General features: G+C 63.6%; 21 protein-coding genes. 12 read left to right on the top strand and 9 right to left on the bottom strand.

Translation table 11 applies throughout. The features are described from left to right. Window positions 1–141 precede the first annotated feature (141 nt). Both PQB87_RS04085 and PQB87_RS04080 read left to right on the top strand, forming a co-directional pair. Window positions 142–933, top strand: a complete 792-nt coding sequence (locus tag PQB87_RS04085) for an ABC transporter permease (protein ID WP_489242595.1) — start codon at window positions 142–144, stop codon at window positions 931–933. Then, on the top strand, window positions 930–1,586 hold the full coding sequence (locus PQB87_RS04080; RefSeq protein ID WP_489242594.1) for an ABC transporter ATP-binding protein: 657 nt from the start codon (window positions 930–932) through the stop codon (window positions 1,584–1,586). Before PQB87_RS04085 ends, PQB87_RS04080 begins: the two co-directional genes overlap by 4 nt. A gap of 24 nt (window positions 1,587–1,610) precedes the next feature. Here the strand turns inward: PQB87_RS04080 and PQB87_RS04075 are convergent, their stop codons facing one another. The 5 genes from PQB87_RS04075 to PQB87_RS04055 all read right to left on the bottom strand — a co-directional run bounded on the left by PQB87_RS04075 (window position 1,611) and on the right by PQB87_RS04055 (window position 8,981). Next, a complete protein-coding gene (locus PQB87_RS04075; protein ID WP_489242593.1) occupies window positions 1,611–2,900 on the bottom strand; it encodes a glycosyltransferase family 4 protein in 1,290 nt (429 codons plus the stop codon). Between the two features lie 59 nt (window positions 2,901–2,959). Further along, window positions 2,960–4,927: a tetratricopeptide repeat protein gene (locus PQB87_RS04070; protein ID WP_489242592.1), complete on the bottom strand. Its 1,968-nt coding sequence runs from the start codon at window positions 4,925–4,927 to the stop codon at window positions 2,960–2,962. A 22-nt stretch (window positions 4,928–4,949) separates the two neighbouring features. After that, window positions 4,950–6,506, bottom strand: a complete 1,557-nt coding sequence (locus PQB87_RS04065) for a glycosyltransferase (protein WP_489242591.1) — start codon at window positions 6,504–6,506, stop codon at window positions 4,950–4,952. Further along, window positions 6,503–7,735 carry a glycosyltransferase gene (locus PQB87_RS04060; RefSeq protein ID WP_489242590.1) on the bottom strand — a complete coding sequence of 411 codons (1,233 nt, stop codon included), beginning with the start codon at window positions 7,733–7,735 and terminating at the stop codon, window positions 6,503–6,505. The genes PQB87_RS04065 and PQB87_RS04060 overlap by 4 nt, the downstream gene beginning before the upstream one ends. 70 nt (window positions 7,736–7,805) lie before the next feature. Further along, the gene (locus tag PQB87_RS04055) at window positions 7,806–8,981 is read right to left on the bottom strand and encodes a polysaccharide biosynthesis/export family protein (protein WP_489242589.1); all 1,176 of its coding nucleotides are present in this window, start codon (window positions 8,979–8,981) and stop codon (window positions 7,806–7,808) included. A 138-nt stretch (window positions 8,982–9,119) separates the two neighbouring features. Between PQB87_RS04055 and PQB87_RS04050 the strand changes: the two genes are divergently transcribed. The 4 genes from PQB87_RS04050 (at window position 9,120) to PQB87_RS04035 (ending at window position 14,733) form a co-directional block, all read left to right on the top strand. After that, window positions 9,120–10,271 (top strand): glycosyltransferase family 4 protein, encoded by a 1,152-nt coding sequence (locus tag PQB87_RS04050; RefSeq protein ID WP_489242588.1) that lies wholly within the window; start codon window positions 9,120–9,122, stop codon window positions 10,269–10,271. 179 nt (window positions 10,272–10,450) lie between these two features. Then, window positions 10,451–12,295: a capsular polysaccharide export protein, LipB/KpsS family gene (locus tag PQB87_RS04045; RefSeq protein ID WP_489242587.1), complete on the top strand. Its 1,845-nt coding sequence runs from the start codon at window positions 10,451–10,453 to the stop codon at window positions 12,293–12,295. After that, complete coding sequence (locus PQB87_RS04040) at window positions 12,292–13,719, top strand: mannose-1-phosphate guanylyltransferase/mannose-6-phosphate isomerase (RefSeq protein ID WP_489242586.1); 1,428 nt, start codon at window positions 12,292–12,294, stop codon at window positions 13,717–13,719. Before PQB87_RS04045 ends, PQB87_RS04040 begins: the two co-directional genes overlap by 4 nt. 201 nt (window positions 13,720–13,920) lie before the next feature. Then, a complete protein-coding gene (locus PQB87_RS04035) occupies window positions 13,921–14,733 on the top strand; it encodes a mechanosensitive ion channel family protein (RefSeq protein WP_059649556.1) in 813 nt (270 codons plus the stop codon). A gap of 70 nt (window positions 14,734–14,803) precedes the next feature. Here the strand turns inward: PQB87_RS04035 and PQB87_RS04030 are convergent, their stop codons facing one another. Beyond that, entirely contained in the window at window positions 14,804–15,487 is a 684-nt protein-coding gene (locus PQB87_RS04030; protein ID WP_059487168.1) for a DedA family protein, read from the bottom strand. 183 nt (window positions 15,488–15,670) lie between these two features. Between PQB87_RS04030 and mutL the strand changes: the two genes are divergently transcribed. Both mutL and miaA read left to right on the top strand, forming a co-directional pair. Next, window positions 15,671–17,671 carry a DNA mismatch repair endonuclease MutL gene (gene mutL, locus PQB87_RS04025; protein WP_489242585.1) on the top strand — a complete coding sequence of 667 codons (2,001 nt, stop codon included), beginning with the start codon at window positions 15,671–15,673 and terminating at the stop codon, window positions 17,669–17,671. Further along, on the top strand, window positions 17,668–18,642 hold the full coding sequence (gene miaA, locus PQB87_RS04020; protein ID WP_489242584.1) for a tRNA (adenosine(37)-N6)-dimethylallyltransferase MiaA: 975 nt from the start codon (window positions 17,668–17,670) through the stop codon (window positions 18,640–18,642). The genes mutL and miaA overlap by 4 nt, the downstream gene beginning before the upstream one ends. Before the next feature lie 3 nt (window positions 18,643–18,645). Here the strand turns inward: miaA and tetR are convergent, their stop codons facing one another. Further along, the gene (gene tetR, locus PQB87_RS04015; protein ID WP_489242583.1) at window positions 18,646–19,278 is read right to left on the bottom strand and encodes a tetracycline resistance transcriptional repressor TetR; all 633 of its coding nucleotides are present in this window, start codon (window positions 19,276–19,278) and stop codon (window positions 18,646–18,648) included. Between the two features lie 63 nt (window positions 19,279–19,341). Here tetR and tet point away from each other — a divergent pair, with 63 nt between their 5' ends. Beyond that, the gene (tet, locus tag PQB87_RS04010) at window positions 19,342–20,535 is read left to right on the top strand and encodes a Tet(A)/Tet(B)/Tet(C) family tetracycline efflux MFS transporter (protein ID WP_489242582.1); all 1,194 of its coding nucleotides are present in this window, start codon (window positions 19,342–19,344) and stop codon (window positions 20,533–20,535) included. 34 nt (window positions 20,536–20,569) lie between these two features. Here the strand turns inward: tet and PQB87_RS04005 are convergent, their stop codons facing one another. After that, window positions 20,570–20,965: a YybH family protein gene (locus PQB87_RS04005; RefSeq protein ID WP_059590854.1), complete on the bottom strand. Its 396-nt coding sequence runs from the start codon at window positions 20,963–20,965 to the stop codon at window positions 20,570–20,572. A 110-nt stretch (window positions 20,966–21,075) separates the two neighbouring features. Further along, complete coding sequence (gene purM, locus PQB87_RS04000) at window positions 21,076–22,131, bottom strand: phosphoribosylformylglycinamidine cyclo-ligase (protein WP_006484927.1); 1,056 nt, start codon at window positions 22,129–22,131, stop codon at window positions 21,076–21,078. A 250-nt stretch (window positions 22,132–22,381) separates the two neighbouring features. Between purM and hda the strand changes: the two genes are divergently transcribed. Genes hda through pcnB form a run of 3 tightly spaced genes read left to right on the top strand, consistent with a single transcriptional unit; the run spans window position 22,382 to window position 25,346 of the window. Beyond that, on the top strand, window positions 22,382–23,116 hold the full coding sequence (hda, locus tag PQB87_RS03995) for a DnaA regulatory inactivator Hda (RefSeq protein WP_006484992.1): 735 nt from the start codon (window positions 22,382–22,384) through the stop codon (window positions 23,114–23,116). A gap of 11 nt (window positions 23,117–23,127) precedes the next feature. Continuing rightward, window positions 23,128–23,805 carry a histidinol-phosphatase gene (locus tag PQB87_RS03990; protein ID WP_021162206.1) on the top strand — a complete coding sequence of 226 codons (678 nt, stop codon included), beginning with the start codon at window positions 23,128–23,130 and terminating at the stop codon, window positions 23,803–23,805. 5 nt (window positions 23,806–23,810) lie between these two features. After that, window positions 23,811–25,346, top strand: coding sequence for a polynucleotide adenylyltransferase PcnB (gene pcnB, locus PQB87_RS03985; RefSeq protein WP_059685171.1), 1,536 nt, complete (start codon window positions 23,811–23,813; stop codon window positions 25,344–25,346). Window positions 25,347–25,378: the final 32 nt, after the last annotated feature.

The following is a 25,378-nucleotide window of genomic DNA, read 5'->3' as shown; positions in this document are numbered from 1 at the left end:
ACTGCCCGGCTGGCGGTATTTTTTTGCCGACTTCACTGGCTACATTTTTCTGTCACACATTCGTGACCTACCGGGATTCAAAAAATCAGGTCGTGATGCAACATAGAGACACCTGTCATGCGCTCATGGAACGGGACAGCCATGCAACTTGAAGGCTCTTTCCTGAATTCACTGCGTATTCAACTACGCGTAGTGGGCGCGCTACTCATGCGCGAAATCCTGACACGCTACGGTCGGCACAACATCGGCTTCCTGTGGGTGTTTTTCGAACCGATGCTGTTTACACTCGGCGTGACCGCATTGTGGACCGCCACAAAGGCCACGCACGGATCCAATCTGCCGATCACTGCATTCGCGGTCACTGGCTATTCGTCGGTGCTGCTGTGGCGAAACTGCGCCAATCGCTGCGCGCTCGCCATTCTACCCAATCAAAGCCTGCTGTATCACCGCAACGTGCGCGTCGTCGACCTCTTCTGGGCACGCGTCACGCTCGAGATCGCCGGCGCAACCACGTCCTTCGTGTTTCTGATGCTGCTATTCATGACGATGGGCCTGATGGCGCCGCCCGTCGATCTCGGACCCATGCTGGTTGGCTGGGTGCTGCTTGCACTCTTCGGCATCGGACTCGGGTTCACAGTCGGCGCGCTAAGCGAGCGCAGCGAGACGGTCGAACGCGTGTGGCATACGATTTCTTATCTATTTTTCCCATTTTCCGGTGCACTCTTCATGGTCAACTGGCTTCCCCCGCTAGCGCAGAAAGTGGTCTACTGGTTCCCCATGGTGCACGGCACGGAAATGATTCGTGGCGGCTATTTTGGCGCGCAGGTCAGGCCGAAATATGATTTCGCGTTCCTGTGCGCGGTCGATATCGTGCTTCTTTTGGTTGGCCTGTTCCTGGTCCGCGAAGCAGGCAAGCGCGTGGAGCCGGAATGATTGAACTCGTGAATCTCGGCAAAGGCTATCACACGCGCCAAGGTTGGCGGCAGGTGCTCGATGGTATCAATCTGAATGTTCGTCGCGGCGAAAAAATCGGTATCCTTGGGCGAAACGGCGCCGGCAAATCTACGATGATCCGCATGATCAGCGGGGCTGAATTGCCGACCACCGGGCGTGTTCGACGCCTGATGAGCGTATCGTGGCCGCTCGCGTTCGGCGGCGCGTTCCAGAGCAGCTTGACCGGGATGGACAATCTGCGCTTCATTTGCCGCGTCTACGGCTCAGATCCGACGCTCGCCGAGCCCTTCGTCCAGGAGTTCTCGGAACTAGGCTACTACCTGCGCGAACCCGTAAAGACGTACTCGGCAGGGATGCGTGCACGCCTCGCGTTTGCGATCTCGATGGCTATCGATTTCGAGTGTTTTCTGATCGACGAAATCGTCGCGGTGGGCGACAGCCGGTTCCATGCGAAATGCCACGACGAACTCTTCGTGAAGCGCAAGGACCGGTCATTCATTATCGTCAGCCACGACCCCGGCTATATTCGCGAGCATTGCGACCATGCCGCAGTGCTAGTTGGCGGAAAGCTTCAAACGTTCGACTCCATCGACGCAGCCTATGCGTTCTATGCAGATCCGCCGCCAGCCTGAGCAGTACGCGGCACCGCCACCCGATTACAGCAGCGACCGGTAGACTGCCTGCACCCGCTGCGCATAACGCTCTGGGCTGAACAATTCCGCCTGGATCAACCCCTTTTGCTCAAGCGACAGGCGCAGCGCGTCATCCGACTCCAACGTCTTCATCGCAGCACCAATCGAACGGATGTCATATGGATCGACGTAGCACGCCGCGTCGCCGGCCACCTCGATCAGACTGCCGACCCGCGACGTAATCACTGCAGTCCCACAAAGCATCGACTCCAGCACCGGCAATCCGAATCCCTCATACAGCGACGGAAACACGGTCGCCTTTGCGCCCCTGATCACACTCACCAGCAACTGGCGCGGCAGATATTCGAGCCGCAGCACTCGCTCGCGCACCTTGCCCGGTAACGATGCCAACATCTTGAGCAAGCGTAGTTCGTCCTCAGATTTCCAGCCTGGTGCACCGACCAGCACAAGCGGAGTCCGGATACCGGAGGCCAAATATGCTTCCAGCAGCCGATTCAGGTTTTTCTTCGGCTCCACCGCGCCAAAAAACAGAAAGTAACCCTTGAACGGCAAATTGAATAGGCCCCGCAGCTCCTCCTCGACCTGCTCATCGCTACGCTCAAGCGCCCCGGGTGGCAGCGAGACAGCCTGGAACGTATTGGTCACCTTAGCGGGATCGGCATCGAGCAGGTTGACGATGTCCTGCCGCGAAGTTTCGGACACCGTGATGATGTGATCTGCGGTGTCGACGAGTTCCTTGCACATCCGGTAGTAACGGCGCTTGTGATCGAGCGTCGTGTGCGGCAAGCGCAACGGTACTAGATCGTGCAGCGTATAGACATTCCGCGCGCCATGCGCGCGAATCGGCAACGGATAGGTCCAGTGGGCAATGTCCGTACCGAGCAGGTCAACTCGCGCAAATGCGCCGAACCAGCGAAACGAACGATGCGCGCGCTTATAGAGTTCTGAGCTGTTCCACAGACGATCGAACTGCGGGAGGCGCGCCTTGAGCGAGTCATAAATCACCCGCCCGGAAATCGGCACTTCATCGACCCGGCACCCATAGGGCGACACCATGGCCCGCCCCAGCATGCGAGGTATGTCAGCGACCGATGGACGGCGTGCAACGGTAGCATCGAAGAACGCCACCTCGCTCAGCAGTGCATTGCGCGAACGCGTTGAACGGCCGCCATACAACACGCCGACCTGGTATCCGAGCTGTTTGGCCGCATGACAGAGGTTATGCCCATATGTCGCCACCCCGGTGCCCTTTTCCAGGCTCAGGTTGTAGGCATCCACCATGATAGACGGCATTGCGATTGATTCCTTGCGTGGCGCCACGGGCGCCGGGTGTCAGGTTGGTAATCCACCACTCAGTCGAGCCAACGATAGTCGACCGCATTCCTGAACGAGTGGACGCTCCGCGAAATCCGGTCCAAGCATTCATGCCAATAGTGATCCAGCTCGCGCGGAAACGCGACCATGCCACCAATAGCATAGCGCCGATCGCTCGCCAGTCGTGCCGGCAGCTGCGCAACGTCGAGCACGGCCACGTAGCGCTGCTGCGCATATTCGCGCTCATGCTCCTTCGGCGCAGCATCGCACGTGTGCCAAAAGGTCCGAACGACACGCCAGTCACGTCCATTCTCCGCAGGCGCCACCTCGTGAATTGCAAAACGACATATGATGTCATCCCGCACGTCGAAGGTCGGACGGAAGTCCACGCTCGCCTGCTTAGCCGCCAAGAACGTGCCAAACGAATGGGTCATGCCCCAGCCTTCGCCGGTCAGCATCTCGAGCCCATCTGCCTCGCTAAACTGACGATGTCCCGCCCTCATCCGCTCGAAGCCATAAAACATACCGTAATCGAGTAGCGCCACGGATTCCGCGCCGCGAAAATCGCCAGCAGGATCCGCCACCAGTCGCTTGAGCGCAGCGCTCCATGGTGCGAGCAGGGGGGCACTCACATCCGCACCCTCGAGCTCCGAAGCCGCCCTGAACCCATCCGCTGCCGCAGAAAAATAGCGCACGTTGGCACCAAGCGTATCGAAGACCCCTCGATGCCGCGCATGGCTGATCACTGTCGCGCCGCCACGCAATGCATGCGCCGCCCAGATCTCGCCATCCGACCTGTGCTCCGGGATCAGGAGCGTTGCGACTTCGCCGTTTGCGATTTGCGACCACGCCACCTCGGAACGAACGGGGGTGCATGAATCTCGGCCATGAGGCACGGAAGCCTCTCCCCCGCACGGCAGGTCCGCCACGCCCACCTGCGGCGGATCCTTGAGCATACCGATCTGCGCGTCGAGCGCGTGCCAATCACGGACGCGCTCCGGCGCCAGCACGATTACCCCCGTGCCAAGCGCCCGCTTGACGACCGGAAGTACCATGGGTGCGACACGTTCAATCGTTGCGACGCCAGCCTGGGTCCGCGAGGTCTCGCGCACAAGGCCTTCAAGCCAATCCCGGTCTGAACCGGGACGAGTTAGCAAGACATTCGCATGTCGAGCCAGCAGGCGCAGCTTGTCGAGTTCGCTGGCCCCATGCGCGGAATCGGAACCCGACGTGTCACAATTCGCGCGCACGATGCCGATCACGGACATCCGGGCATGCCGCCGGACCGCCGCCAGATGCCGGACCCACTCGCTCACGGCAGGTGCGACGGACACGCTCGTCACCCACGCAGCATGGCCATGAGGCGGCACGAACACGGGGGCGCCCGGCGATGCGGTCACATCGAACGCGTATTGATGGAACCAACCGCTCGTCACATCAAACACGACGGGCTGTACCTTGAAAACGTCCGCAAACGCCCGGCCGAGATCATGAAACCACTGTGCTTCTGCCGAAAACTCCGTACGCCCCTCACGAAACGCGTGCTGCGCCGAACAGTCCCACCACACCGACTGGATAGGCTGCGTGTGCGTCGCATCGTCGACGTTGGCAAACACGTTCCGCAGCATGGCGGGATCGAAGGCACCCAGTTCGCGCCGCGCGTGAACGTTGTTCCGGTCAAGATTCAGCGCCTTCACATACCATTGAGCGGCGGCATCGCTCCGGCCACACACCTTATGCAGATGCCCCATTTGCAGCGCAGTGTCGGACACGGTCGGCTCTAGTTTTAACGCGGTCAAGTAGGCCTGCTCCGCACCCGCAAGGTCACCACTCTCCTTGCGCATGTTGCCCAGTTGCACCCAGATCCCCGTCAGCCCGGGTTTGACCAACACAGCTTTCTCATAGAGAAGCGCCGCTTCCTTCCAGTTTCTTTCGTCGCGCGCGCGATCGGCCGAACGAATCCATTCGCTGGCGCCATCACGAAAGCCGAACATCCTTTTGATCATGCCCGTTCCATTCCGTTATGCGTCACGCAAATTCAACGCCCGCGAGACCCCACAGACCGCGCGCGGGTGCGCTGCCCTTATCGGAGGAGCGAAGGATCTGGATTCGCAGCACGTTGTTACGTTTAAGTGTGTGTGCCGGCACGGTGTGAACGAGGTCGCCCTCGGCGTCGCTCAACATTCCGATACCAATCGACCACCCGTTCAGCATCAGCAAATACTGTGCGCCATCAGCCTGTTCGTCAACGCGACGGTAACTCACACGCAATGAGTCCGTCACGCCCAGCGATGGGTCTAGCGCGAAACCGAAGGTCAAGCCGTCGCCCGCAATCCACGCGCAATCGTCTTCAATGTGGAAATTGCCTTCCATCACATATCGCCCGCTGCCCGGCACCGATGGGTCAAAGCGGTTCTGTTCGAGCCACGGCATCGAGGTAGCGCGTTGCAGATGCCTCTTCGCGACCGCGCTCCGCGCATCGATGCGTTGCATTGACAACATACCGTTTTCGAGCACCCGCGAGCTGACTTCATCGTCGTAGAGCACGTCGAGATAGTGCATGTTGCTCATCAAGAACGACTTGTACTGCTCGATCCCTGCTTCATAGTGCGCGATCAGTGAGCGGGCGAAGTCGGCTGGATCCGGACGCTTATCGAATACCGGCTTGGGCGTCGTCCGGATGAATTCCACGATCTCTGCCTCGGCCGCCAGCCAGCGCTCGTAGCCCTGCTGAGCGGTCTTCCACGCCATGCGGCCCAGTCCGGCCTCGCGCCCATGCATTTCCACGTGGCCTACATTATCCGGATTGAATAGCACCCCGTTGACCCAGTTCGCAATGTATTCGTCGTGTGTCGCATCATCCGACGCGAACACCAGGCAACCCCGGCTCATCGCCTCGATAAATGCCATGCCGATCCCTTCCGAGCGGCGCGGCGCAATGAACACGTTCGCAGCATCGAGCAGACGCGCATATTCACCAGACGACTTGAACCACGTCGACGTGGTCAGCGCGTAGCTGGACAGGGTCGGTTTCAGGTAGGGCGCCGAATCGATCAGTTCGTCATCCGGCGTATCGTGCACATGCAGCGTGCTGATCTGGTCACCCAGTAAGCGCTCGATGGTGTGCAGATTGATGCCGTGTTCCGGACGTCGCTGCCACAACAGAACGTTCAACTTGTCGAACGTCTTGATTTGGTTTTCGCGAACAGGTGGCTTGAAATACTTGACCAGCAGCGATTCCGAACCGCATCGCGTCACCTTCGCATGGATCTGTCGGCTGAAGTTAACGAAACGGGCCTGCTTCGCCCACAGCCAGTGAACATCAGGCATGTTGGCCGAGCCGTCATACATCGGAATCACAACGACCCGCAATCCCATCGCAAGAAAGATCGGCGCGAGATAATCCATCTGCCACAGCACGACAAGATCGCGCGTACCCTCGCCAAGCCCCTCAAGAAGGCGAGCGGGATCGTCGGGATCGACATAGATGGTCCGGACATCGAAGAATCGCTTCAGCAACGAACGGAAGAATTCACTCGAGCGCGTTTTCTGATGAAAGATGTGATCGACGAAAAGGATCTTCATAGGGCGATTTGCAACCATTTATCGTAAGTACCGTCCATGTCGGCCGTCAATCGATGGCGAGCCTGCAACGCACGCTGCGCGATCTGGTTTCGGTCCTCTTTCGCGAGTGACAAGACGGTGTCCGCCATCTCGCCGAGCGAACCGCACACGGTGCCGAGCGCGTAGTAGCGGATCTGGTCGCAAAACGACATGTGGTCAAGCGATACCACGGGACGACCGAAACACGCCGCCTCCATGAGCGCCGCCGAACCCCGCCATTTATAGACCGTGTGATCGTACGGCAGCAGCACGACCGACGCCTTACGATAGTGCGCGAGCATGTCCTCTTCCGAAATCATCGACGGCAACACATCGACGCCCGGCAGCGCGTACAACTGTGACAAGTACTTCTGGAAAGGTGCCGCCTCACGATCAGGCAGGCTCTGCATAACGAAGCGGATCGTCAGATCAGGATCCCGCGCACGGATCGATGAAAACAGTTCGAAAAGATGCAGGACGCCTTTGTCAAAGCGCGCCGACCCCGGACAGAAGCAAGTCATCGGGCCGCTCTTCGGATATGGGAATGCCTCACCGATCGCAGGATATGGCGTCACTGCAACCGGCATCTCAAGCATGCTCGCAAGGCGATCTGCCAGTTTCGGGGTCTCGGCGGACAGCGCGAGGCGCGCGCCGTTCTCGGCCGCGACGATCAGCCGGCGAACGAGTTCGATTTCCGGGTCGCGATAGGTATGCGATGCATTCTCCATCACCCCGATGAAGCGCAGGAAAATACGGGGTTGCCTGTTGACGGGCTGCTCGGCAAGCGCGTTAAGCAAACCGATAACGCCGTAGATGTCCAGACTCGGAAAGAACAGCGTGTCGTCCCGGCCGAGCGCGTAGCGGCTGATCAGCGTCCGCGCATCTTCGGTCGCCTGCGCTTCAAGCGGATCCGCATAGCCATGCGACAACAGCGCGTGATCTTCGCCGCCACGACGAGGCACCGCAATGTAATCGTGATAGTAGAAGTCATACAACGGCGCGAAGCCGTACTGCTTCACCGTCTTTTCCGGTAGCAATCGACTGCATAGCGGAATGATTTCATCGAAAATATGCCGGAATGCGTTAGCAAAATAATTAAGCGCGACGACATTGTGGCCGAACGGCTGCACGCAAACCGGATCGCAAATAAACAGGCGCACTGTCAAACCCCAGTGTTTAATGTCATGTGTAATATGAGAACGTCGCGCCATGCACCAAATTCATGCATTGCGTCGCGTGCGCCCCTCAGATCATGCTCATGGTGCGCAGATCAGATCGTTGTCATTTGAAAGATTGCACCCCGGTCACCACCGGATACGCGACCGAGAAAACGAGATTCAGGACCTTCTGCAATTCGGTAATCGGCGCATTCGATACGTACAGCAAGTCCTTGTTGTCCATCATGAAGCTTTGCGCAACAAAAAACGAATTGGGATCGCGCAAATTTACCCTGTAAATGACCGGCACGCGGCCGTCGGCGGTGGTCCGGACTGGTGAGGTCGGCCACTGCAGTGCACGGGCATCCTCGAGACGGAAGATAAAGATGCCTTGCGCATCGGAGCGCGAATCCTGCAGGCCTCCCGAGCGTGCGAGAGCCTGCGCGAGAGTGATGCCCTGCGCCTCGAAGTTGATTTCCTGATTCTTGCCGGTCGCACCGAGCGCCAGGAAACTGTAAGGTTGGAACAGCGCCGTCACCACGTCACCGGCTCGCAACGGGACATTCTGACGCGGATCCTTGATCACCGACTCAAGCGGCAACGACGTGACCGAATTGCCTCGAGTGATCTGAATCGTAATCTTGTCGACAGGCTGCCGCACGCCTCCTGCGACCGCCAGCGCATCCAGCAGGCGCTCGCCACGCGCGGTCAACGGCATGCGAGTATTGTTCACCACGTCGCCGACAATCGTCGTATACGACGTCACATTCTTTGACAGTTTGACGAGCACCTGAGGGTCGTGCGCAATGTTCTTCAAGCGCCCGGCAATATCCCGCTGCAGCTGGCTGGGCGTGCGCCCAGCCGCCTTGACCGCCCCCGCGAACGGCACGTTGATCAAACCGTCCCCGTCGATCACCTGATCGGGCAGCACGGTCACGCGCGCATTGCTCGAACCGACCGTACGGGCATCCCCCACGCCCGCACCAAACAGTGTGGCGGGAGGAGCCTCCCATATCGATACCTCAATAGTGTCGCCGATGCCGAGTTGCTGACGGAACAGCGCACCATCGCCGAGGACGCTCGCAAAATCCCCGGAGCGACGCTCCGCGAGTAGCTGGCGCGCGACGCCATCGGTGAGATCGACTACCTGAATTCCTGTCGCAACCGCGTCGACTCCTTTCGATGCTTGGCCGATCTGCGCGGCGCTCGGACCAGATGTTGGAATGCTGGAGCATCCCGCCAATGCAAATGCGCCCAAAGCGCACACGATTCCCAACGAACCCAATGACAGACGCTGCATGTAATGACAGAGAGAAGATACGAATTTATCGCGAATTGTCGCACGAGGTCGGGTAGAATGCTATGCTGCAAGAAAAAAATGCGTGCGAGTTGACGCGCGATAGAATCTTGCGAGCTAACAAACGCGCGTGTCACTTTCGTGTCGACCATTTTTCTTGATGTGAGTCGTCTCTTGACTCGGCTCTACAACGGGCAGCTTCCAACAGGCGTCGACCGGGTCGGACTCGCCTATATTCAACGATACTGCACCAATGCACGCGCCGTACTCAGCGAACGCGGCTTTCTTCGTGTTTTAACGGAGAAAGATTCGAAACGGGTGTTTTCGTGGCTCATGTCTTCAGCACGCAGCAAGCATGAAATACGTGGCCTCGTCGCACGTGGCCTGTTGAGCCGCTTCGACAGCACACATATGAGGCGTGGCGTATTACTGCATACCAGTCACAATGGCATGGAGTATCCACGTTATTATCAGATACTGAAACAATATCAAATTCGTACCGTATTCATGGTACACGATCTGATTCCGATCACTCATCCCGAGTACTGCCGGCCGGGCGTCGGTGACACGCATCGGCGGCGCATCCATACAACGCTACGGCATGCGGACGGCCTCATAGCAAACTCCCGCTTTACGCTTGACTCGCTGACAGATGAAGCGCATCGCGCCAATCTGCCGCTGCCACCTCACGTCATCGCGCATCTCGCACCTGGTGTACATGGGCGTTCGGATAGCCCGCCACCACTCCAAGCGCCCTACTTTGTGATAGTCGGCACGATCGAACCACGTAAGAACCACTGGTTCATCATGCACGTGTGGCGACGGTTGGTGGAGCTTCATGGTGCCGACGCCCCGAAGCTCGTCGTGATCGGACGACGAGGTTGGGAATGCGAGAACGTCATCGACATGCTCGAACGCTGCGACACGCTGCGCGACACCGTGATTGAAGTGCCCGACTGCAGCGACTCAGCATTGCAGTCCTGGATCGCACATGCGCGTGCACTGGTGTTCCCGTCATTTGTCGAAGGCTACGGCATGCCGCTCATCGAGGCACTCGGCGCGGGCGTTCCGGTACTGGCAAGCGATCTCGACGTATTCCGCGAAATCGCAGACCACATCCCTGATTACCTCGATCCGCTTGACGGCCCCGGCTGGCTGGCCCGCATCAACGCTTATGCGCAAACCGACAGTCCCGAGCGCGCAGCGCAGATGAATCGCCTCCGCGACTTCCGGCCGCCGACCTGGTCGAATCATTTTGACCGGATCGACGCCTTCCTCTCGGGACTGGCTTGACCATGCGTGCAGCATCGACTTCCCTCCACGTTGCACGCGTTTCAAGCCGCGCTTACCTACGGCGGGGCGCGACGCACCTTCCAGGCCCAGTCTGGTCGACACGCGAAGCGGGTGCCTTACCGCTATCGTGGATCGAACCACCTGTTCCGTGCACGAGCTTCACGTCGTTCATTGACGCATTGAACGCCCACCTTTCGCACTATCCGGATGCGCAGAACCTCGCGGCTACGACGCGACTGATGGCGCGCGTCGCACAAATTGGCGCCACGCCGGCGCGGCAGGTGTCCTGGGCATGCCCAGCAGCGCTGCGCGAGCATGGCGCTGTCCCCCGCGTCTTGCTGATCGATCAGCGCCGCGTATCACGAGGATTTGGCGCCTACCGGGAACGTCACGCAGCACGCGCATTCGAGCGCATGGTCGACACCGCGCAACGCGCACATCCGGACGCGGAATTCTGGCTTGCGCGTTCAGGTGATGCTGGCACGGGACGCTGGCTGTCCGAGCTCAGCACAGCCGCGTTGCCCGCATGCAAGCGCATCGACACGGACGGCGCTTTGTGTAATGCGTTGCGCCACGTCGATCACGTATATACGGTCAGCGCCTCCGAAGGCATGCACGCGCTATTGGCCGACGCCACGCTGCACGTGTTCGGGCAGCCGTACTATGCCGGCTGGGGGCTATCCGACGACGCCATCGACTTGCCCCACCGAACTGCGCGCCCCACGCTCGCTGCGCTATTCGAGGCAGTTTTCGTCTGCATGGCGAAATATCCGGACCCCGTGACTCACGGCCCCGGCACACTCGACGCGATACTCGATTGCCTTGAACTGCAGCAAGCGGTTCGCCAACGCTATGCCGACCTGCGACACATCGCCGGCATGCGGTTCCAATACTGGAAGCGCCCCTTCGCCACCCCATTCCTGCTGGCAGGCGGCGGCGCACTGCGCTGGCTGCACGATACAGGGCAACTAGCCGAGACCGAATACGCGGCCCTGTGGGGCGGCCGGAATGAACACTCGTTGCCCGCCAGTACCCCCCGCATTCGGATCGAAGACGGCTTCCTGCATTCGGCGGGCCTCGGCTCCGACATAAGCGCGCCGCATAGCCAAGTACTCGACCGATGCGGCCTGTATTTCGATGCCACTCGCCCGAGCGACCTCACCGCGATTCTCAACGATACGCAATTCGATGAAACGGAACTCCAGCGGGCCGCTAACCTGAGACGCCGCATCATCGAATGTGGCGTGACCAAATACAATCTGGGTAGACGACCGGTCAATTGGACGGCGCCGAAAGGCCGACCAGTCGCGCTCGTCATTGGCCAGGTTGCCGACGACGCATCGATCCAGCTCGGCACTCGCGGCATCACCACGGCCGACGAACTGCTGCGTGAAGTGCGCGCGCGCCGCCCCGAAGCATTCGTCGTATACAAGCCGCATCCCGACGTCCTGTCAGGTAACCGACGAGGAGTTATCGGCACCGCTGATGCAGATATCGTGGACGACAAAGCCGACGTACTGTCGCTGATCGACATGGCCGACGAAGTGCATACGCTGTCATCGCTTGCTGGCTTCGACGCGTTGCTGCGCGGCAAGCCGGTTTTCACGTACGGCCTACCCTTTTACGCCGGATGGGGACTGACACATGATGCGCTGGCGCCACTGCCTTGGCGAACGCGCACGCTTAACCTGGACATGCTGACGGCAGGTGCACTGATCCGCTATCCGGTCTATTTCGACTGGGCGCTGCGCATCTATACGACGCCAGAAGCGGTCGTCGCCGCACTCGCTCCAGGCGCGAGCCGGAAACTCGAGCCGATACGGGGCAACCCGATTCGCCTTCCATTGAAGATGTTTCGATGGAGCCGAAACGTCATCAAACATGTGCTCTGGCGATATGGACCGGGACATGCATCATCGCCCCCCCTCCATACCCTATCAGCCCGGGCCACGGACTGGTGTGACAGAGAGGGCACGCTTGAATCAATCATCGAAGTAACACGCAACGCGAGGGAAATTAAATGAATATTCATCCAGTGATTCTGTGCGGCGGCAGCGGCACCCGCCTATGGCCGATGTCGCGCGGCGGCTATCCGAAGCAATACCTGAAGTTGACGGGCGATCAGACGCTTGTCCAGCAGACGGCAGTCCGCCTTCAACACATTCCCCACGCGGCGGCACCCATCGTTGTTACCAACAACGAACAGCGCTTCCTGGTCGCAGAACAACTCCGTCAGGTCAACATCAAGCCTTCGTCGATCGTGCTTGAGCCGGTAGGTCGCAATACCGCCCCCGCAATCGCAATCGCTGCACTGCTCGCAATGCACGAGTCGCCCGACGCGCTACTGCTGGTACTGCCGTCGGATCACGTCATTCTCAACGAACCGGTATTCATCTCGGCCGCCATCGAGGCGGCTGCAATCGCGGACGACAAGTATCTCGTCACTTTCGGTATTACGCCGACCGAAGCCAATACTGGTTTCGGCTATATTCACCGTGGTCCGGCCATTGTCGACGGCCGACAAGTCTACAAAGTAGAGGCGTTCGTCGAAAAACCTGACGCGGCTACCGCCGAACGTTTCGTCGCGGATGGCAACTATTACTGGAATAGCGGCATGTTTATGCTGAAGGCCTCCACGTACATGGAGGAATTGCACCGTCATGCACCCGAGATTGCCCGCCAGGCTGAACTTGCCATTTCGTCTGCCAAGCGTGACAACGACTTCGTCCGTCTCGACGCTGACGTGTTCGCATCCTGCCCAAACGTCTCGATCGACTACGCGGTGATGGAAAAGACCGAGCGCGCAGCCGTCGTCGCGGCGGCCGACCTCGGCTGGAACGATATCGGATCGTGGAGCGCGCTTGCGGACATCGCGGACGCAGACGATCAGGGCAACGCGCTCATCGGCGACATCTTCACCGACGCGGTGAAGAACTCGTACATCCGCGCGGAACACCGCATGGTTGCCGCCCTCGGCCTCGACAACATCGTGATCGTGGAAACCGCCGACGCCGTGCTGGTCGCGCATCGCGACAAGGCCCAGGACGTCAAGAAAATCGTCGAATGGCTCAACGCCTCAGGCCGCCACGAATCGGTCACGCACCGCCGCGTGGTCCGTCCGTGGGGCTCGTACGAAGGCATTGACCAAGGCGACCGCTTCCAGGTCAAACGCATCATCGTGAACCCCGGCGCGCAGTTGAGTCTTCAGATGCACCACCACCGCGCCGAACACTGGATCGTCGTCAAGGGCACGGCGATGGTCACGAACGGCGACAAGGAAATCATGCTGACCGAGAACCAGTCGACCTACATCCCGCTCGGCGCGACCCACCGGCTGACGAACCCCGGCAAGATCCCACTCGAACTGATCGAAGTCCAGTCTGGCGCGTACCTCGGCGAGGACGACATCGTCCGCTTCGAAGACACCTACGGCCGCGCAGCGTCGTAATCACGGCAAAATCCGGCTCGCGCGCCGTGCACAGCCGCGCGCCAGATACGTCTCCAACGGGCAGCACGCACCCGCGTCCTGCCCGTTTTCCATTACGTCAAGCAGTGTCAGACAGGTTGCCGCCCCTCCCGGCTCGGGTTATAAAAGCGCCACCCACCCGGTGCATGCGCCGCCCTTTCTACCCCTGACTTCGGAGAACGCATGATCGATCTCGCCACCGCCCAGCAATTCCTGATGACCCGCGGCCTCGACTTCGGCCTCAACCTCCTCGCCGCGATCGTCTTGTGGTTCGTCGGCCGCTGGGCGATCCGCATCGGTACCCGCCTGCTCGGCAAGGTCGTGCGCCGCAGCGGCAAGGTCGACCCGACACTCACCGACTACCTGACCTCCGTCGTCGGCGTGCTGTTGACGATCCTGCTGATCCTCGCGATCCTGCAGATCTTCGGCGTGCAGACCACCTCGTTCGCCGCGCTGCTCGCCGGCCTCGGCCTCGCGATCGGTACCGCCTGGGGCGGCCTGCTCGCGCATTTCGCCGCTGGCGTGTTCATGCAGGTGCTGCGTCCGTTCAAGATCGGCGACGTGATCAACGCGGGTGGCGTCACGGGCACGGTCAAGGAACTCGGCCTGTTCGGCACGACGATCGTCACGCCGGACAACATCGTGACGATCGTCGGCAACAACAAGATCTTCTCGGACAACATCGCCAACTACAGCGCAACGTCGTATCGTCGCGTCGACCTGACCGCGAAGATCGCGAACGGCGTCGATGCGGTCGACGCGATCAACCGCCTGAAAGCGTCGATCCAGCAGATCCCGAACGTGCTGACCAGCCCGGCGCCGGACGTCGGCGTGCTGCAGTTCACGCCGGAAGGCCCGCTGCTGTTCGTGCGCCCGTCCACGCAACCGGAAAACTACTGGCAGGTGTACTGCGACACCAACCGCGTGATCCTCGAGACGTTCCGCGACGCGCAATACCCGACGCCCGAAACACCGCTCTTGCATCGCAGCGCATGACGGCGGCACCGGACGAAAAAAAAGCGTGGCACCCGCCACGCTTTTTTATTGACTGAAGCAAAGCCCCCGCTCAACGCCCGCCCGTCTTCTGCGCGTTATCCGACTGCTTCCCGCGCACCAGCTTCCACACCGCGCCGAGCGCGACCGGCACGATCGCCGCACCGATCCCGACCAGCACGATCACGTTCAGGTACTGGCGGATGAACGGGATGTTGCCGAAGAAATACCCGAGCAGCACGAGCAGCAGCACCCACACCAGCGCGCCGATCACGTTGAAGAGCTGGAAGCGCGCGGCGCTCATCGACGAAGCGCCCGCGACGAACGGCGCGAACGTACGCACGACCGGGATGAAGCGCGCGAGCACGATCGTCTTGCCGCCGTGCTTGTCATAGAACGAGTGGGTTTTCTGCAGCGCGGCGCGGTCAAGGAAGCGCTCGAGCACCGGGATATGCGTATTGAACACCTTCGGGCCGACCCAGCGGCCGATCAGGTAGTTCACGGTGTTGCCGGCGATCGCCGCGACGAGCAGCAGCACGATCAGCGCGCCGACGTTCATTTCGCCCGTCGCCGCGAACGCGCCGCCGATGAACAGCAGCGAATCGCCCGGCAGGAACGGGAACACGACGAGCCCCGTCTCGCAGAACACGATCAGGAACAGCACGAGATAGACCCACGCGCCGTACTGCCGGATGAAATCGCCGAGGAAGGCGTCGATATGCAGGACAAGGTTGACGAAATGAAGCAGCGTATCCAAATGCGATTCCTCGAAGGCGATAGGGCCGGAACGGCCGAAACAGGCCAGACTTGGCGGAAGCGCCCGCCGGCCAAGGCGGCGCGCGAAACGGAGTCATGATACCGAAACTACCTTAAGGCTCCGTGAAAAAACGTAACGCTCCGCCGCCCCGGCACGCATCCGCCGCCTCGCTATAATTCGGCCATGTCCGAAATCACCGAAACGGCCGCGGGCGACACGCCCGCCCCTGCTCCGCGCCCGCTGCGCGCGATCCAGCCCCTGCCCGACCAGCTGATCAGCCAGATCGCCGCCGGCGAGGTCGTCGAACGTCCGGCGTCGGTCGTCAAGGAACTGCTCGAGAACGCGATGGACGCCGGTGCCACGACGCTGCGTATCGTGCTGGAAGAAGGCGGCGTCAAGCGCATCTCGATCACCGACGACGGCTGCGGGATTCCGCCCGACGAGCTGGCGCTCGCGCTGATGCGCCATGCGACCAGCAAGATCCGCTCGCTCGAGGAGCTCGAGGCGGTCGCCACGCTGGGTTTCCGCGGCGAAGCGCTCGCGTCGATCGCATCGGTCGCCGAGATGTCGATCACGAGCCGGACGGCCGATGCCGCGCATGCGATGAAGATCGACGCGCAGACGGGCGTGCTGTCGCCCGCCGCCGGTGCGACCGGCACGACGATCGAGGTGCGCGAGCTGTACTTCAACACGCCCGCGCGGCGCAAGTTCCTGAAGAGCGAGCAGACCGAGTTCGGCCACTGCCTTGAAATGATCCGCCGCGCGGCGCTCGCGCGGCCGGACGTCGCGATCTCGGTGCTGCACAACGGCAAGGCCGTCGAGCACTGGAATGCGACCGAGCCCGCGCAGCGCGTCGCGAAGATCCTCGGCGACGGCTTCGCGACCGCGCACCTGCCGCTAGACGAGCAGGCCGGCCCGCTCGCCGTCTACGGCTGCGCCGGGCTGCCGACCGCAAGCCGCGGGCGCGCCGACCAGCAGTATTTCTTCGTGAACGGCCGCTTCGTGCGCGACAAGCTGCTGACGCACGCGGTGCGCGCGGCCTATGAGGACGTGCTGCACGGCGACCGCTACCCGTCGTATGTGCTGTTTCTCGACCTGCCGCCGGAGGCCGTCGACGTGAACGTGCATCCGTCGAAGATCGAAGTACGCTTCCGCGATTCGCGCTCGATCCACCAGTACGTGTTCCATGCGGTCCAGCGCGCACTCGCGCGCCATGCGGGCGCGTCGCCGGAAACCACGGCGGGCGGCCATGCCGCGCATATCGAACCGGCACCGCGCGGGCCGTCGTCGTTCCTCGACACGCCGCTCGGGCAGAGCCAGGGCCACGCGAGCGGCGGCATCGGTGGCACGGGCGGCAGCGGCTTCTCGTCGCCGTCGTCCTCGTCGGCAGGCAACACCTGGATGCGCCAGGCACGGATGACGCAGGGCACGCTGCCCGTCGCGCAGCCGCTCGCGCTCTACGACGCGATGTTCGGCCGCAAGGATAGCGGCGCCGGCACACCGGACGGCACGACCACCATCGCGCGCGATTCGGCCGACACGCCGCTCGCACCGCTGCCCGGCTTCACCGTATCGCCGATCGCCGCCACCGCGCACGACGAGCAGCCGCTCGGCTTCGCGCTCGGCCAGATCCACGGCATTTACGTGCTCGCGCAGAACGCGCACGGGCTCGTGATCGTCGACATGCACGCGGCACACGAGCGGATCCTGTACGAACAGTTCAAGAACGCGCTCGCCGACCGTTCGGTCGCCGTGCAGGCGCTGCTGCTGCCGATCTCGATGACGGCCACGCCGGTCGAGATCGGCACGGTCGAGGAAGAGCGCGACACGCTCGAATCGCTCGGTTTCGACCTGGCGGTGCTGTCACCGACGACGCTCGCGATCCGCGCGGTGCCGGCGCTGCTGAAGGATGCCGACCTGCAGTCGCTCGCGCGCGCGGTGCTCTCTGACCTGCACGCGTTCGGCGGCTCGCGCGTGCTTACGGAGCGCCAGCACGAGCTGCTCGGCACGCTCGCCTGCCACCACGCGGTGCGCGCGAACCGGCGCCTGACGCTCGACGAGATGAACGCGCTGCTGCGGCAGATGGAGGCGACCGAACGCGCGGACCAGTGCAATCACGGCCGGCCGACGTGGTATCAGCTCACGCTGAACGATCTCGACCGCCTGTTCATGCGCGGACAATGAGCGCTTCACCGCAGTCCTCTCCGACGACGATCGCCTGCCTGCTCGGCCCCACCGCATCGGGCAAGACGGCCGCGGCGCTGGCGCTCGCCGCGCGCCGCCCGATCGAGATCGTCAGCGTCGATTCGGCGCTCGTCTACCGCGACATGGATATCGGCACCGCGAAGCCTTCGCGCGAAGAACGCGCGAGCGTGCCGCACCATCTGATCGACATCATCGATCCAGCCGACGCGTATTCGGCCGCGAGTTTCCGCGCCGACACGCTGCGCCTGATCGGCGAGATCGCCGCGCGCGGCCGCACGCCGCTGCTCGCGGGCGGCACGATGCTGTACTACAAGGCGCTGACGCAGGGGCTCAACGACCTGCCCGGCGCCGATCCGGACGTGCGCGCGACTCTCGATGCCGAAGCCGCGCGCGATGGCTGGCCCGCCCTGCACGCGCGACTCGCGCAGGTCGATCCCGACACGGCCGCGCGGCTCGCGCCGAACGATTCGCAACGGATCCAGCGGGCGCTCGAAGTGTTCATGCTGAGCGGGCAGCCGATGTCGGTGCTGCTCGCCGCCCCGCGACGCAGTGACGATGCGGCCGCCGCTTACCGCTTCGTGCCGGTCGCGCTCGAACCGTCCGATCGCGCGGTACTGCACGCACGGATCGCGCAGCGCTTCGACGCGATGCTCGACGCGGGCTTCATCGACGAAGTCGAGCAGCTGCGCCGTCGCGAGGATCTCCATCCCGACCTGCCGTCGATGCGCTGCGTCGGCTACCGGCAGGCATGGGAATTCCTCGACGGCGACACCGATTACCGGACGATGCGCGACAAGGGCATCTTCGCGACGCGCCAGCTCTGCAAGCGCCAGATCACCTGGCTGCGCGCGATGCCGGAGCGGATCGTCGTCGACTGCATCGCGCCGGACGCCACGGCCCGCGCGCTCGACGCGCTCGAACGCGTGCTCGACGGCGGCACGCCGGCCTGACCGTCAGCCGCGCCCGCGTGCTGCCAGGCGCGCGCGGGCGCCGTCGACGATCAGCGCGACGCCGCGCTCGAACGCTTCGTCGCCGCCGCGCGCGCGCAGCGCGGCCCAGCCCTTGGCGAGCAACGGATAGTCGGCCGCGTCCGGCAGCGGCGCATCGGCCTCGCCTTCGGGTTCCGCCTGTTCCTCCAGCACCCATCCAACCACGAAGCGGCCCAGCGCATACATCACGTCGACCGCCTCGTCCGGCGCGAAACCCGCTTCGCCGAGCAGCGCGACCTTGCGTTCGATCGAGCTGAAATGCAGCGCCCGCGGCCGCGTACCGGCATGCAGGCGCGCGCCGTCGCGATAGGCCAGCAGCGCGCGGCGAAAACTGCGCGCGTTGTCGAGAAGCCACGCATCCCACGCCTCGCCCTGCCGCGGCAGCGACGCATCGTGCCGCTCGAGCATGATCGCCTCGGCCATCGCGTCGAGCAGTTCGGCCTTGTTCCGGAAATGCCAGTAAAGCGTCGGCGACTGCACGCCGAGCCGCTCGGCGAGCCGCCGCGTCGACAGCCCGTCGATGCCGACCTCATCGAGCAGGTCGAGCGCCGCGCGCAGTACCGTGTCGCGCGTCAGCCGCGCTCCTGTGTCCTTCATCTCTATCACCGATAGGGAAAGCTGTGGAATAATTGCCACTCTATCACCGATAGAGTCACACCCTTGAATCCGTCCCTGATTGCCATTCTGGCCACGGTCCTGCTCGACGCGATCGGCGTCGGGATCGTGATGCCAATCCTCCCCGGGCTCCTGCGTTCGCTCGCCGATGCGGGCAGCACCGACACCCACTACGGGATCCTGCTCGCGCTGTACGCGTTCGCGCAGTTCCTGTGCGCACCGCTGCTCGGCGCGCTGAGCGACCGCTTCGGCCGCCGGCCCGTCCTGCTCGTGTCGCTCGCGGGCGCCGCGCTCGACTACCTGTTGATGGCGCTCGCGCCGACGCTCGCCTGGCTCTACGTCGGGCGGCTGATCGCGGGCATCACCGGCGCGAACGTCGCGGTAGCGACTGCATACGTCACCGACGTCACGGCCGAACCCGACCGCGCACGACGCTTCGGCCAGCTCGGCGCGATGATGGGCATCGGCTTCATCGCGGGCCCCTTGATCGGCGGCCTGCTCGGCGCGCTGCATGTGCGCGCGCCGTTCGTCGCGGCCGCCGTGCTCAACGCGCTCAATCTCGTGCTCGTCTGGCGCGCGCTGCCGGAATCGCGGCCGCGTTCGGCCCGCGAAGGCCAAACGGCCGGCGCGCTCAACCCGTTCGCCAGCCTGCGCCGGCTGACCGGCTCAGCGGCGCTCGTGCCGCTGATCGGCATTTACGTGATCGTGGCGCTGGTGTCGCAGGCGCCCGCCACGCTGTGGATCCTGTACGGCCAGGAACATTTCGGGTGGTCGACACCGATCGCGGGGCTGTCGCTGGCGGGCTACGGTGCGTGTCACGCGCTCGCGCAGGCTTTCGCGATCGGGCCGCTGATCGCGCGGCTCGACGAGCGCCGCGCGCTCGCACTGGGCCTCGCGGGCGACGCGCTCGGGCTCGTGGCGATTGCGTTCGCGACCGCCGCGTGGGTGCCGTTCGCGCTGCTGCCGCTGTTCGCGGCGGGCGGCATGACGCTGCCGGCGCTGCAGGCGATGCTCGCGCGGCAGGTCGACGATGCGCGCCAGGGTGAACTGCAAGGCGCGCTCGCGAGCGTGGCGAGCCTGATCGGTGTCGCGGGGCCGCTGGTCGTCACCGCAACCTATGCGGCGACACGAGCGACCTGGCCGGGGCTCGTCTGGGCCGCGGCCGCGCTGCTTTATCTGCTCGTCCCGCCGTTGCTGGCCGGTGCCCGGCCGGCGGGCGCGGCGCGGCCGTCCGCATGAGCGCCGGCCGGCACCGTCACGCCCGCCGCCGCGCTCAATGCGCGAGCGTCACGAGATTGGCATCGCGGACGAGCCGCCAGCGGCCGTCGGCCTTGCGGAAGATCGTCAGCGTATGGCCGGAACGGCGGATCGTCTCGCCGCCCGGCGGAGTCGCCTCGATCTCGATGAAATTGCGCATGTACGCCCAATCGCCCAGCACGCGCAGTTCGTCGATCCGGTAACGGCCGTCGATCGTCGGCGCGGGCCCGCCCCCGGCGTTCGCGTCACGCGACGCGGCCGCAAACGCCGCCTTGTCGAACGGCGGCCTGCCGGCCACCATGAAGATCGCGTCGTCGGCGATCAGGTCGAGCACGGTCGCCAGGTCGCCGCGGCGGCTCGATACGAACCAGTTGTCCACGAGTTCCCGGATCGCGCGTTCGTCTTCGGTCATCGTCGCTCCTCCTTCATCGGCGCGCGCCCGCACGCCGCGCGGCGCCCGAAAAAAAAGCCGCCCGGATCGACTCCGGGCGGCTTTCCTTGCTGCATCTTGCTGGCCGTGCGTCAGACCACGACGGTCTGCGCCTCGCCTTCGCGGGTCGCACGCACGGTGCCGATCTTCCACACCTGTTCGCCGGCGGCGGTCAGGTCGGCGATCGCTGCGTCGGCATCGGCCGCCGAAACGATCACGGCCATGCCGATCCCGCAGTTGAACACGCGGTGCATTTCCGCGTCGGCGACGCCGCCGTGCTCCTGCAGCCACTTGAACAGCGGCGGCAGCGGCCACGCGTTCTGGTCGAGCTCGGCGGTGAGGCCTTCGCGCAGCACGCGCGGAATGTTCTCGACGAGGCCGCCGCCGGTGATGTGCGCCATGCCCTTCACCGACAGCTTCTGCATCAGCGCGAGCAGCGGCTTCACGTAGATGCGCGTGGGTGCCATCAGCGCATCGGCGAGCGAGCGGCCATGGAAATCGGCCGACAGGTCGGGGTTCGCGCGCTCGATGATCTTGCGCACGAGCGAGAAGCCGTTCGAGTGGATGCCGCTCGAAGCGAGGCCCAGCACCACGTCGCCCTCGGCGATCGTGCTGCCGTCGATGATCTTGCTCTTCTCGACCGCGCCGACCGCGAAGCCGGCCAGGTCGTATTCGCCGTCCGGGTACATGCCCGGCATTTCGGCCGTTTCACCGCCGATCAGCGCGCAGCCGGACAGTTCGCAACCCTGCGCGATGCCCTTGACGACCGTTGCCGCGGTATCGACGTCGAGCTTGCCGCACGCGAAGTAGTCGAGGAAGAACAGCGGCTCGGCGCCCTGCACGAGGATGTCGTTCACGCTCATCGCGACGAGATCCTGGCCGACGGTGTCGTGTTTGTTCAGATGAAAGGCCAGCTTGAGCTTGGTGCCCACGCCGTCGGTGCCCGACACGAGCACGGGCTCCTTGTACTTCTTCGGTACTTCGAACAGCGCGCCGAACCCGCCGATGCCGCCGAGCACGCCGTCGCGCAGGGTTTTCTTCGCAAAAGGCTTGATCTTGTCGATGAGCGCGTCGCCCGCGTCGATGTCGACGCCTGCGTCGCGATAGGACAGACCTTGGGCGTCGGGAGCGGATTTCGGAGGATTCATGGGGGAATGCGAGAAGGTCGGTAAAATGCGATTTTACCCGAAGCCGGCCCGTTGGCCGGAATTCCCAGCACCGAATCGTCAGGGATTGCATCTTGGTCAACACGTCCCCGTTTTCATCGCCGAGCGAACCGCGCCGAAACCGGCGTGGCGCCGTGCGTGCGGGCGCGCGTGAAGCCCGCGAAGGCGCAGTTCCCGGCGCGTGCCCGGCGTATGGCACGCGTATTTTCAACCGACCCGCATTGTGACTGTTGTGTCCCGTCAACTGACGCTCGATCTCGGCACGCCGCCGCCCGCCACGTTCGACAACTTCATCATGAACGAGGAGAACGACGAGCTCATCTCGCGCCTGCAGAAGCTCGACCTCGCGCTCGCGGCGGGCCCCGTGCCGGACCGGTCGTTCTATATCTGGGGCGAGCCCGGATGCGGCCGCACCCATCTGCTGCAGGCGCTCGTGAGCGACGCCTCGTACGGCTATGCGCGTTATCTCACACCGCAAAGCCCGCTCGGCGCGTTCACGTTCGACCCGCGCATCGGCATCTACGCGATCGACGACTGCGACCGGATGAGCGACACGCAGCAGGTCGCGCTGTTCAACCTGTTCAACGAAGTGCGCGCGCACCCGTCGAGCGCGTTCGTCGCGGCGGGCCCCGCGGCACCGCTCGCGCTCGACGTGCGCGAGGATCTCCGCACGCGCCTCGGCTGGGGGCTCGTGTTCCACCTGTCGCCGCCGTCCGATGCCGGCAAGATCGCCGTGCTCAAGCTCGCAGCGAAGGAGCGCGGGATCGCGCTCACCGACGACATCGCCGCGTACCTGCTGACCCATTTCCGCCGCGACATGCCGAGCCTGATGGCGCTGCTCGACGCGCTCGACCGCTTCTCGCTCGAGCAGAAACGCGCCGTCACGCTGCCGTTGCTGCGCCGCATGCTGGCGCGTCCCGGCGACGACATCACCCCACCGGGCACGGGCCCGAACCGCTTCGAGTAAAATGCGCTTCCATGACTAATCTGGCACTCTTTGACCTCGATCACACGCTGATCCCGACCGATAGCGACCACGAATGGGGTCGCTTCATGGTGAAGCTCGGCATCGTCGACGCGGAAAGCTTCTCGCGTCAGAACGACCAGTTCTTCGCCGACTACAAGGCCGGCAAGCTCGACATCCACGCGTACCTCACGGCGATGCTCACGCCGCTCGCGAAGTATTCGCGTGCGCAGCTCGCGCAATGGCACGAGCAGTACATGCACGAGGTGATCCGGCCCGCAATGACGCCCGCCGCGCTCGAACTCGTGCGCAAGCATCTCGATGCGGGCGACCTGTGCTGCGTCGTGACGGCGACCAACGAATTCATCACGCGCCCGATCGCCACCGCGTTCGGCGTCGACACGCTGATCGCCTGCGAGGTCGAGACGACCGACGGGCATCCCGATTCGCCGTACACGGGCCGGCCGACCGGCACGCCGAGCTATCGCGAAGGCAAGATCGTGCGGACCGAAGCGTGGCTCGCGTCGCTCGGCAAGCAATGGAGCGACTTCACGCACACCTACTTCTACAGCGACTCGCACAACGACATCCCGTTGCTCGAGAAAGTCACCGACCCGATCGCGACCAACCCTGACGACACGCTGCGCGCGCATGCAAGCAACCGCGGCTGGCGCATCCTCGATCTCTTCTGAACGTCGTGATCAAAAAATTCATTCGCAAACTGCTCGGCCAGGACGAAACCGAGCAAACCTCTCCCGCAGCGGCCCCGGCCGACGAAGCGGCCCCTGCTACCCCGCGTGCCCCGAAAGGCGCCCGCGGCGGCACGAAAAAGCCGCGCAGCAACCATGAACCGACCGTCGTGCCGGCCAGCGTGCACGGCATCAACCCGGCGCTGATCTCGAAGAATGCCGTGCGCGTGACCGACACGCTGCAGCAGGCGGGCTTCCGCGCCTTCATCGTCGGCGGTGCGGTACGCGACCTGCTGCTCGGCATCGCGCCGAAGGATTTCGACGTCGCGACCGATGCAACGCCCACCGAGGTGCAGCGCCTGTTCCGCCGCGCGCGCCTGATCGGCCGCCGCTTCCAGATCGTCCACGTGCAGTTCGGCCAGGAGCTGATCGAGGTGTCGACGTTCCGCGCGCTGGTCGATGCGCCGCCCGAGGCGGCCGCTGCCGAGCCGCCGAAGCGCCTGAAGCGCGACGAACTCGATCGCCGCACCCACGCGGTCGACGCGAGCGGCCGCGTGCTGCGCGACAACGTGTGGGGCGAGCAGCACGAAGACGCCGCACGCCGCGACTTCACGATCAACGCGATGTACTACGACCCGTCGACGCAGACGGTGCTCGACTACCACGACGGGATGGCCGACGTGCGCGCCCGCCTGTTGCGGATGATCGGCGATCCGGCCACGCGCTTCCGCGAGGATCCGGTGCGGATGCTGCGCGTCGTGCGCTTCGCGGCGAAGCTCGGTTTCGAGATCGAGCCGCACACGCGCGAGCCGATCAACGCGCTCGCCGACCTGATCAACAACGTGCCGGCCGCGCGCCTGTTCGACGAAATGCTGAAGCTGCTGCTGTCGGGCCACGCACTCGCGTGCCTGCAGCAGCTGCGCAAGGAAGGCCTGCACCACGGGCTGCTGCCGCTGCTCGACGTCGTGCTCGAACAGCCGCAGGGCGAGAAATTCATCACGCTCGCGCTGAACAACACCGATGCACGCGTGCGCGCCGGCAAGCCGGTTTCCCCGGGCTTCCTGTTCGCGACGCTGCTGTGGCACGACATGCGCCAGCGCTTCGAGCAATACACGGCCGAAGGCGAAATCCCGGTGCCGGCGCTCCATCGCGCGATGGACGACGTGCTCGACATGCAGACCGAGAAACTCGCGATCCACAAGCGCTACTCGGCCGACATGCGCGAGATCTGGGGCCTGCAGCTGCGCCTCGAGAAACGCTCGGGCCGCAGCGCGATGAGGCTGCTGGAACACCAAAGGTTTAGAGCGGGGTATGATTTCCTCCTGTTACGCTGCGAATCCGGCGAGCTCGATACGGAAGTCGGACAGTGGTGGACGGATTTCATCGAAGGCGACGCGGCCGCTCGCGAGGCATTGCTCACGCAGGGCGGCTCGAAGGAAAAATCGCCCCGCAAGCGGCGCCGCCGCGGCGGTGCGCGAAACCGCAAGCCGGGTGAAGGTGCCGCCGAGCAGGCACCGGACACCTCGGGCGGTTCCGACGACTGACGCGCACGACGGCGAACGACGTAGGAAGTGAT

This window comes from Burkholderia sp. KL41, assembly GCF_057005415.2.
The sequence above is the reverse complement of the archived record's forward strand: the minus strand, read 5'-3'. Positions and strand labels throughout refer to the sequence as shown.

What these genes read in the sequence shown, in the direction of transcription:
- PQB87_RS04035 (WP_059649556.1), top strand. Translation starts at nt 13,921, where the DNA reads ATGATCGATCTCGCCACCGCCCAGCAATTCCTGATGACCCGCGGCCTC.
- PQB87_RS04060 (WP_489242590.1), bottom strand. Translation starts at nt 7,735, where the DNA reads ATGGCGCGACGTTCTCATATTACACATGACATTAAACACTGGGGTTTG.
- PQB87_RS04080 (WP_489242594.1), top strand. Translation starts at nt 930, where the DNA reads ATGATTGAACTCGTGAATCTCGGCAAAGGCTATCACACGCGCCAAGGT.
- PQB87_RS04065 (WP_489242591.1), bottom strand. Translation starts at nt 6,506, where the DNA reads ATGAAGATCCTTTTCGTCGATCACATCTTTCATCAGAAAACGCGCTCG.
- PQB87_RS04075 (WP_489242593.1), bottom strand. Translation starts at nt 2,900, where the DNA reads ATGCCGTCTATCATGGTGGATGCCTACAACCTGAGCCTGGAAAAGGGC.
- PQB87_RS03990 (WP_021162206.1), top strand. Translation starts at nt 23,128, where the DNA reads ATGACTAATCTGGCACTCTTTGACCTCGATCACACGCTGATCCCGACC.
- PQB87_RS04070 (WP_489242592.1), bottom strand. Translation starts at nt 4,927, where the DNA reads ATGATCAAAAGGATGTTCGGCTTTCGTGATGGCGCCAGCGAATGGATT.
- mutL (WP_489242585.1), top strand. Translation starts at nt 15,671, where the DNA reads ATGTCCGAAATCACCGAAACGGCCGCGGGCGACACGCCCGCCCCTGCT.
- purM (WP_006484927.1), bottom strand. Translation starts at nt 22,131, where the DNA reads ATGAATCCTCCGAAATCCGCTCCCGACGCCCAAGGTCTGTCCTATCGC.
- PQB87_RS04055 (WP_489242589.1), bottom strand. Translation starts at nt 8,981, where the DNA reads ATGCAGCGTCTGTCATTGGGTTCGTTGGGAATCGTGTGCGCTTTGGGC.
- PQB87_RS04040 (WP_489242586.1), top strand. Translation starts at nt 12,292, where the DNA reads ATGAATATTCATCCAGTGATTCTGTGCGGCGGCAGCGGCACCCGCCTA.
- PQB87_RS04005 (WP_059590854.1), bottom strand. Translation starts at nt 20,965, where the DNA reads ATGACCGAAGACGAACGCGCGATCCGGGAACTCGTGGACAACTGGTTC.
- miaA (WP_489242584.1), top strand. Translation starts at nt 17,668, where the DNA reads ATGAGCGCTTCACCGCAGTCCTCTCCGACGACGATCGCCTGCCTGCTC.
- PQB87_RS04085 (WP_489242595.1), top strand. Translation starts at nt 142, where the DNA reads ATGCAACTTGAAGGCTCTTTCCTGAATTCACTGCGTATTCAACTACGC.
- tetR (WP_489242583.1), bottom strand. Translation starts at nt 19,278, where the DNA reads ATGAAGGACACAGGAGCGCGGCTGACGCGCGACACGGTACTGCGCGCG.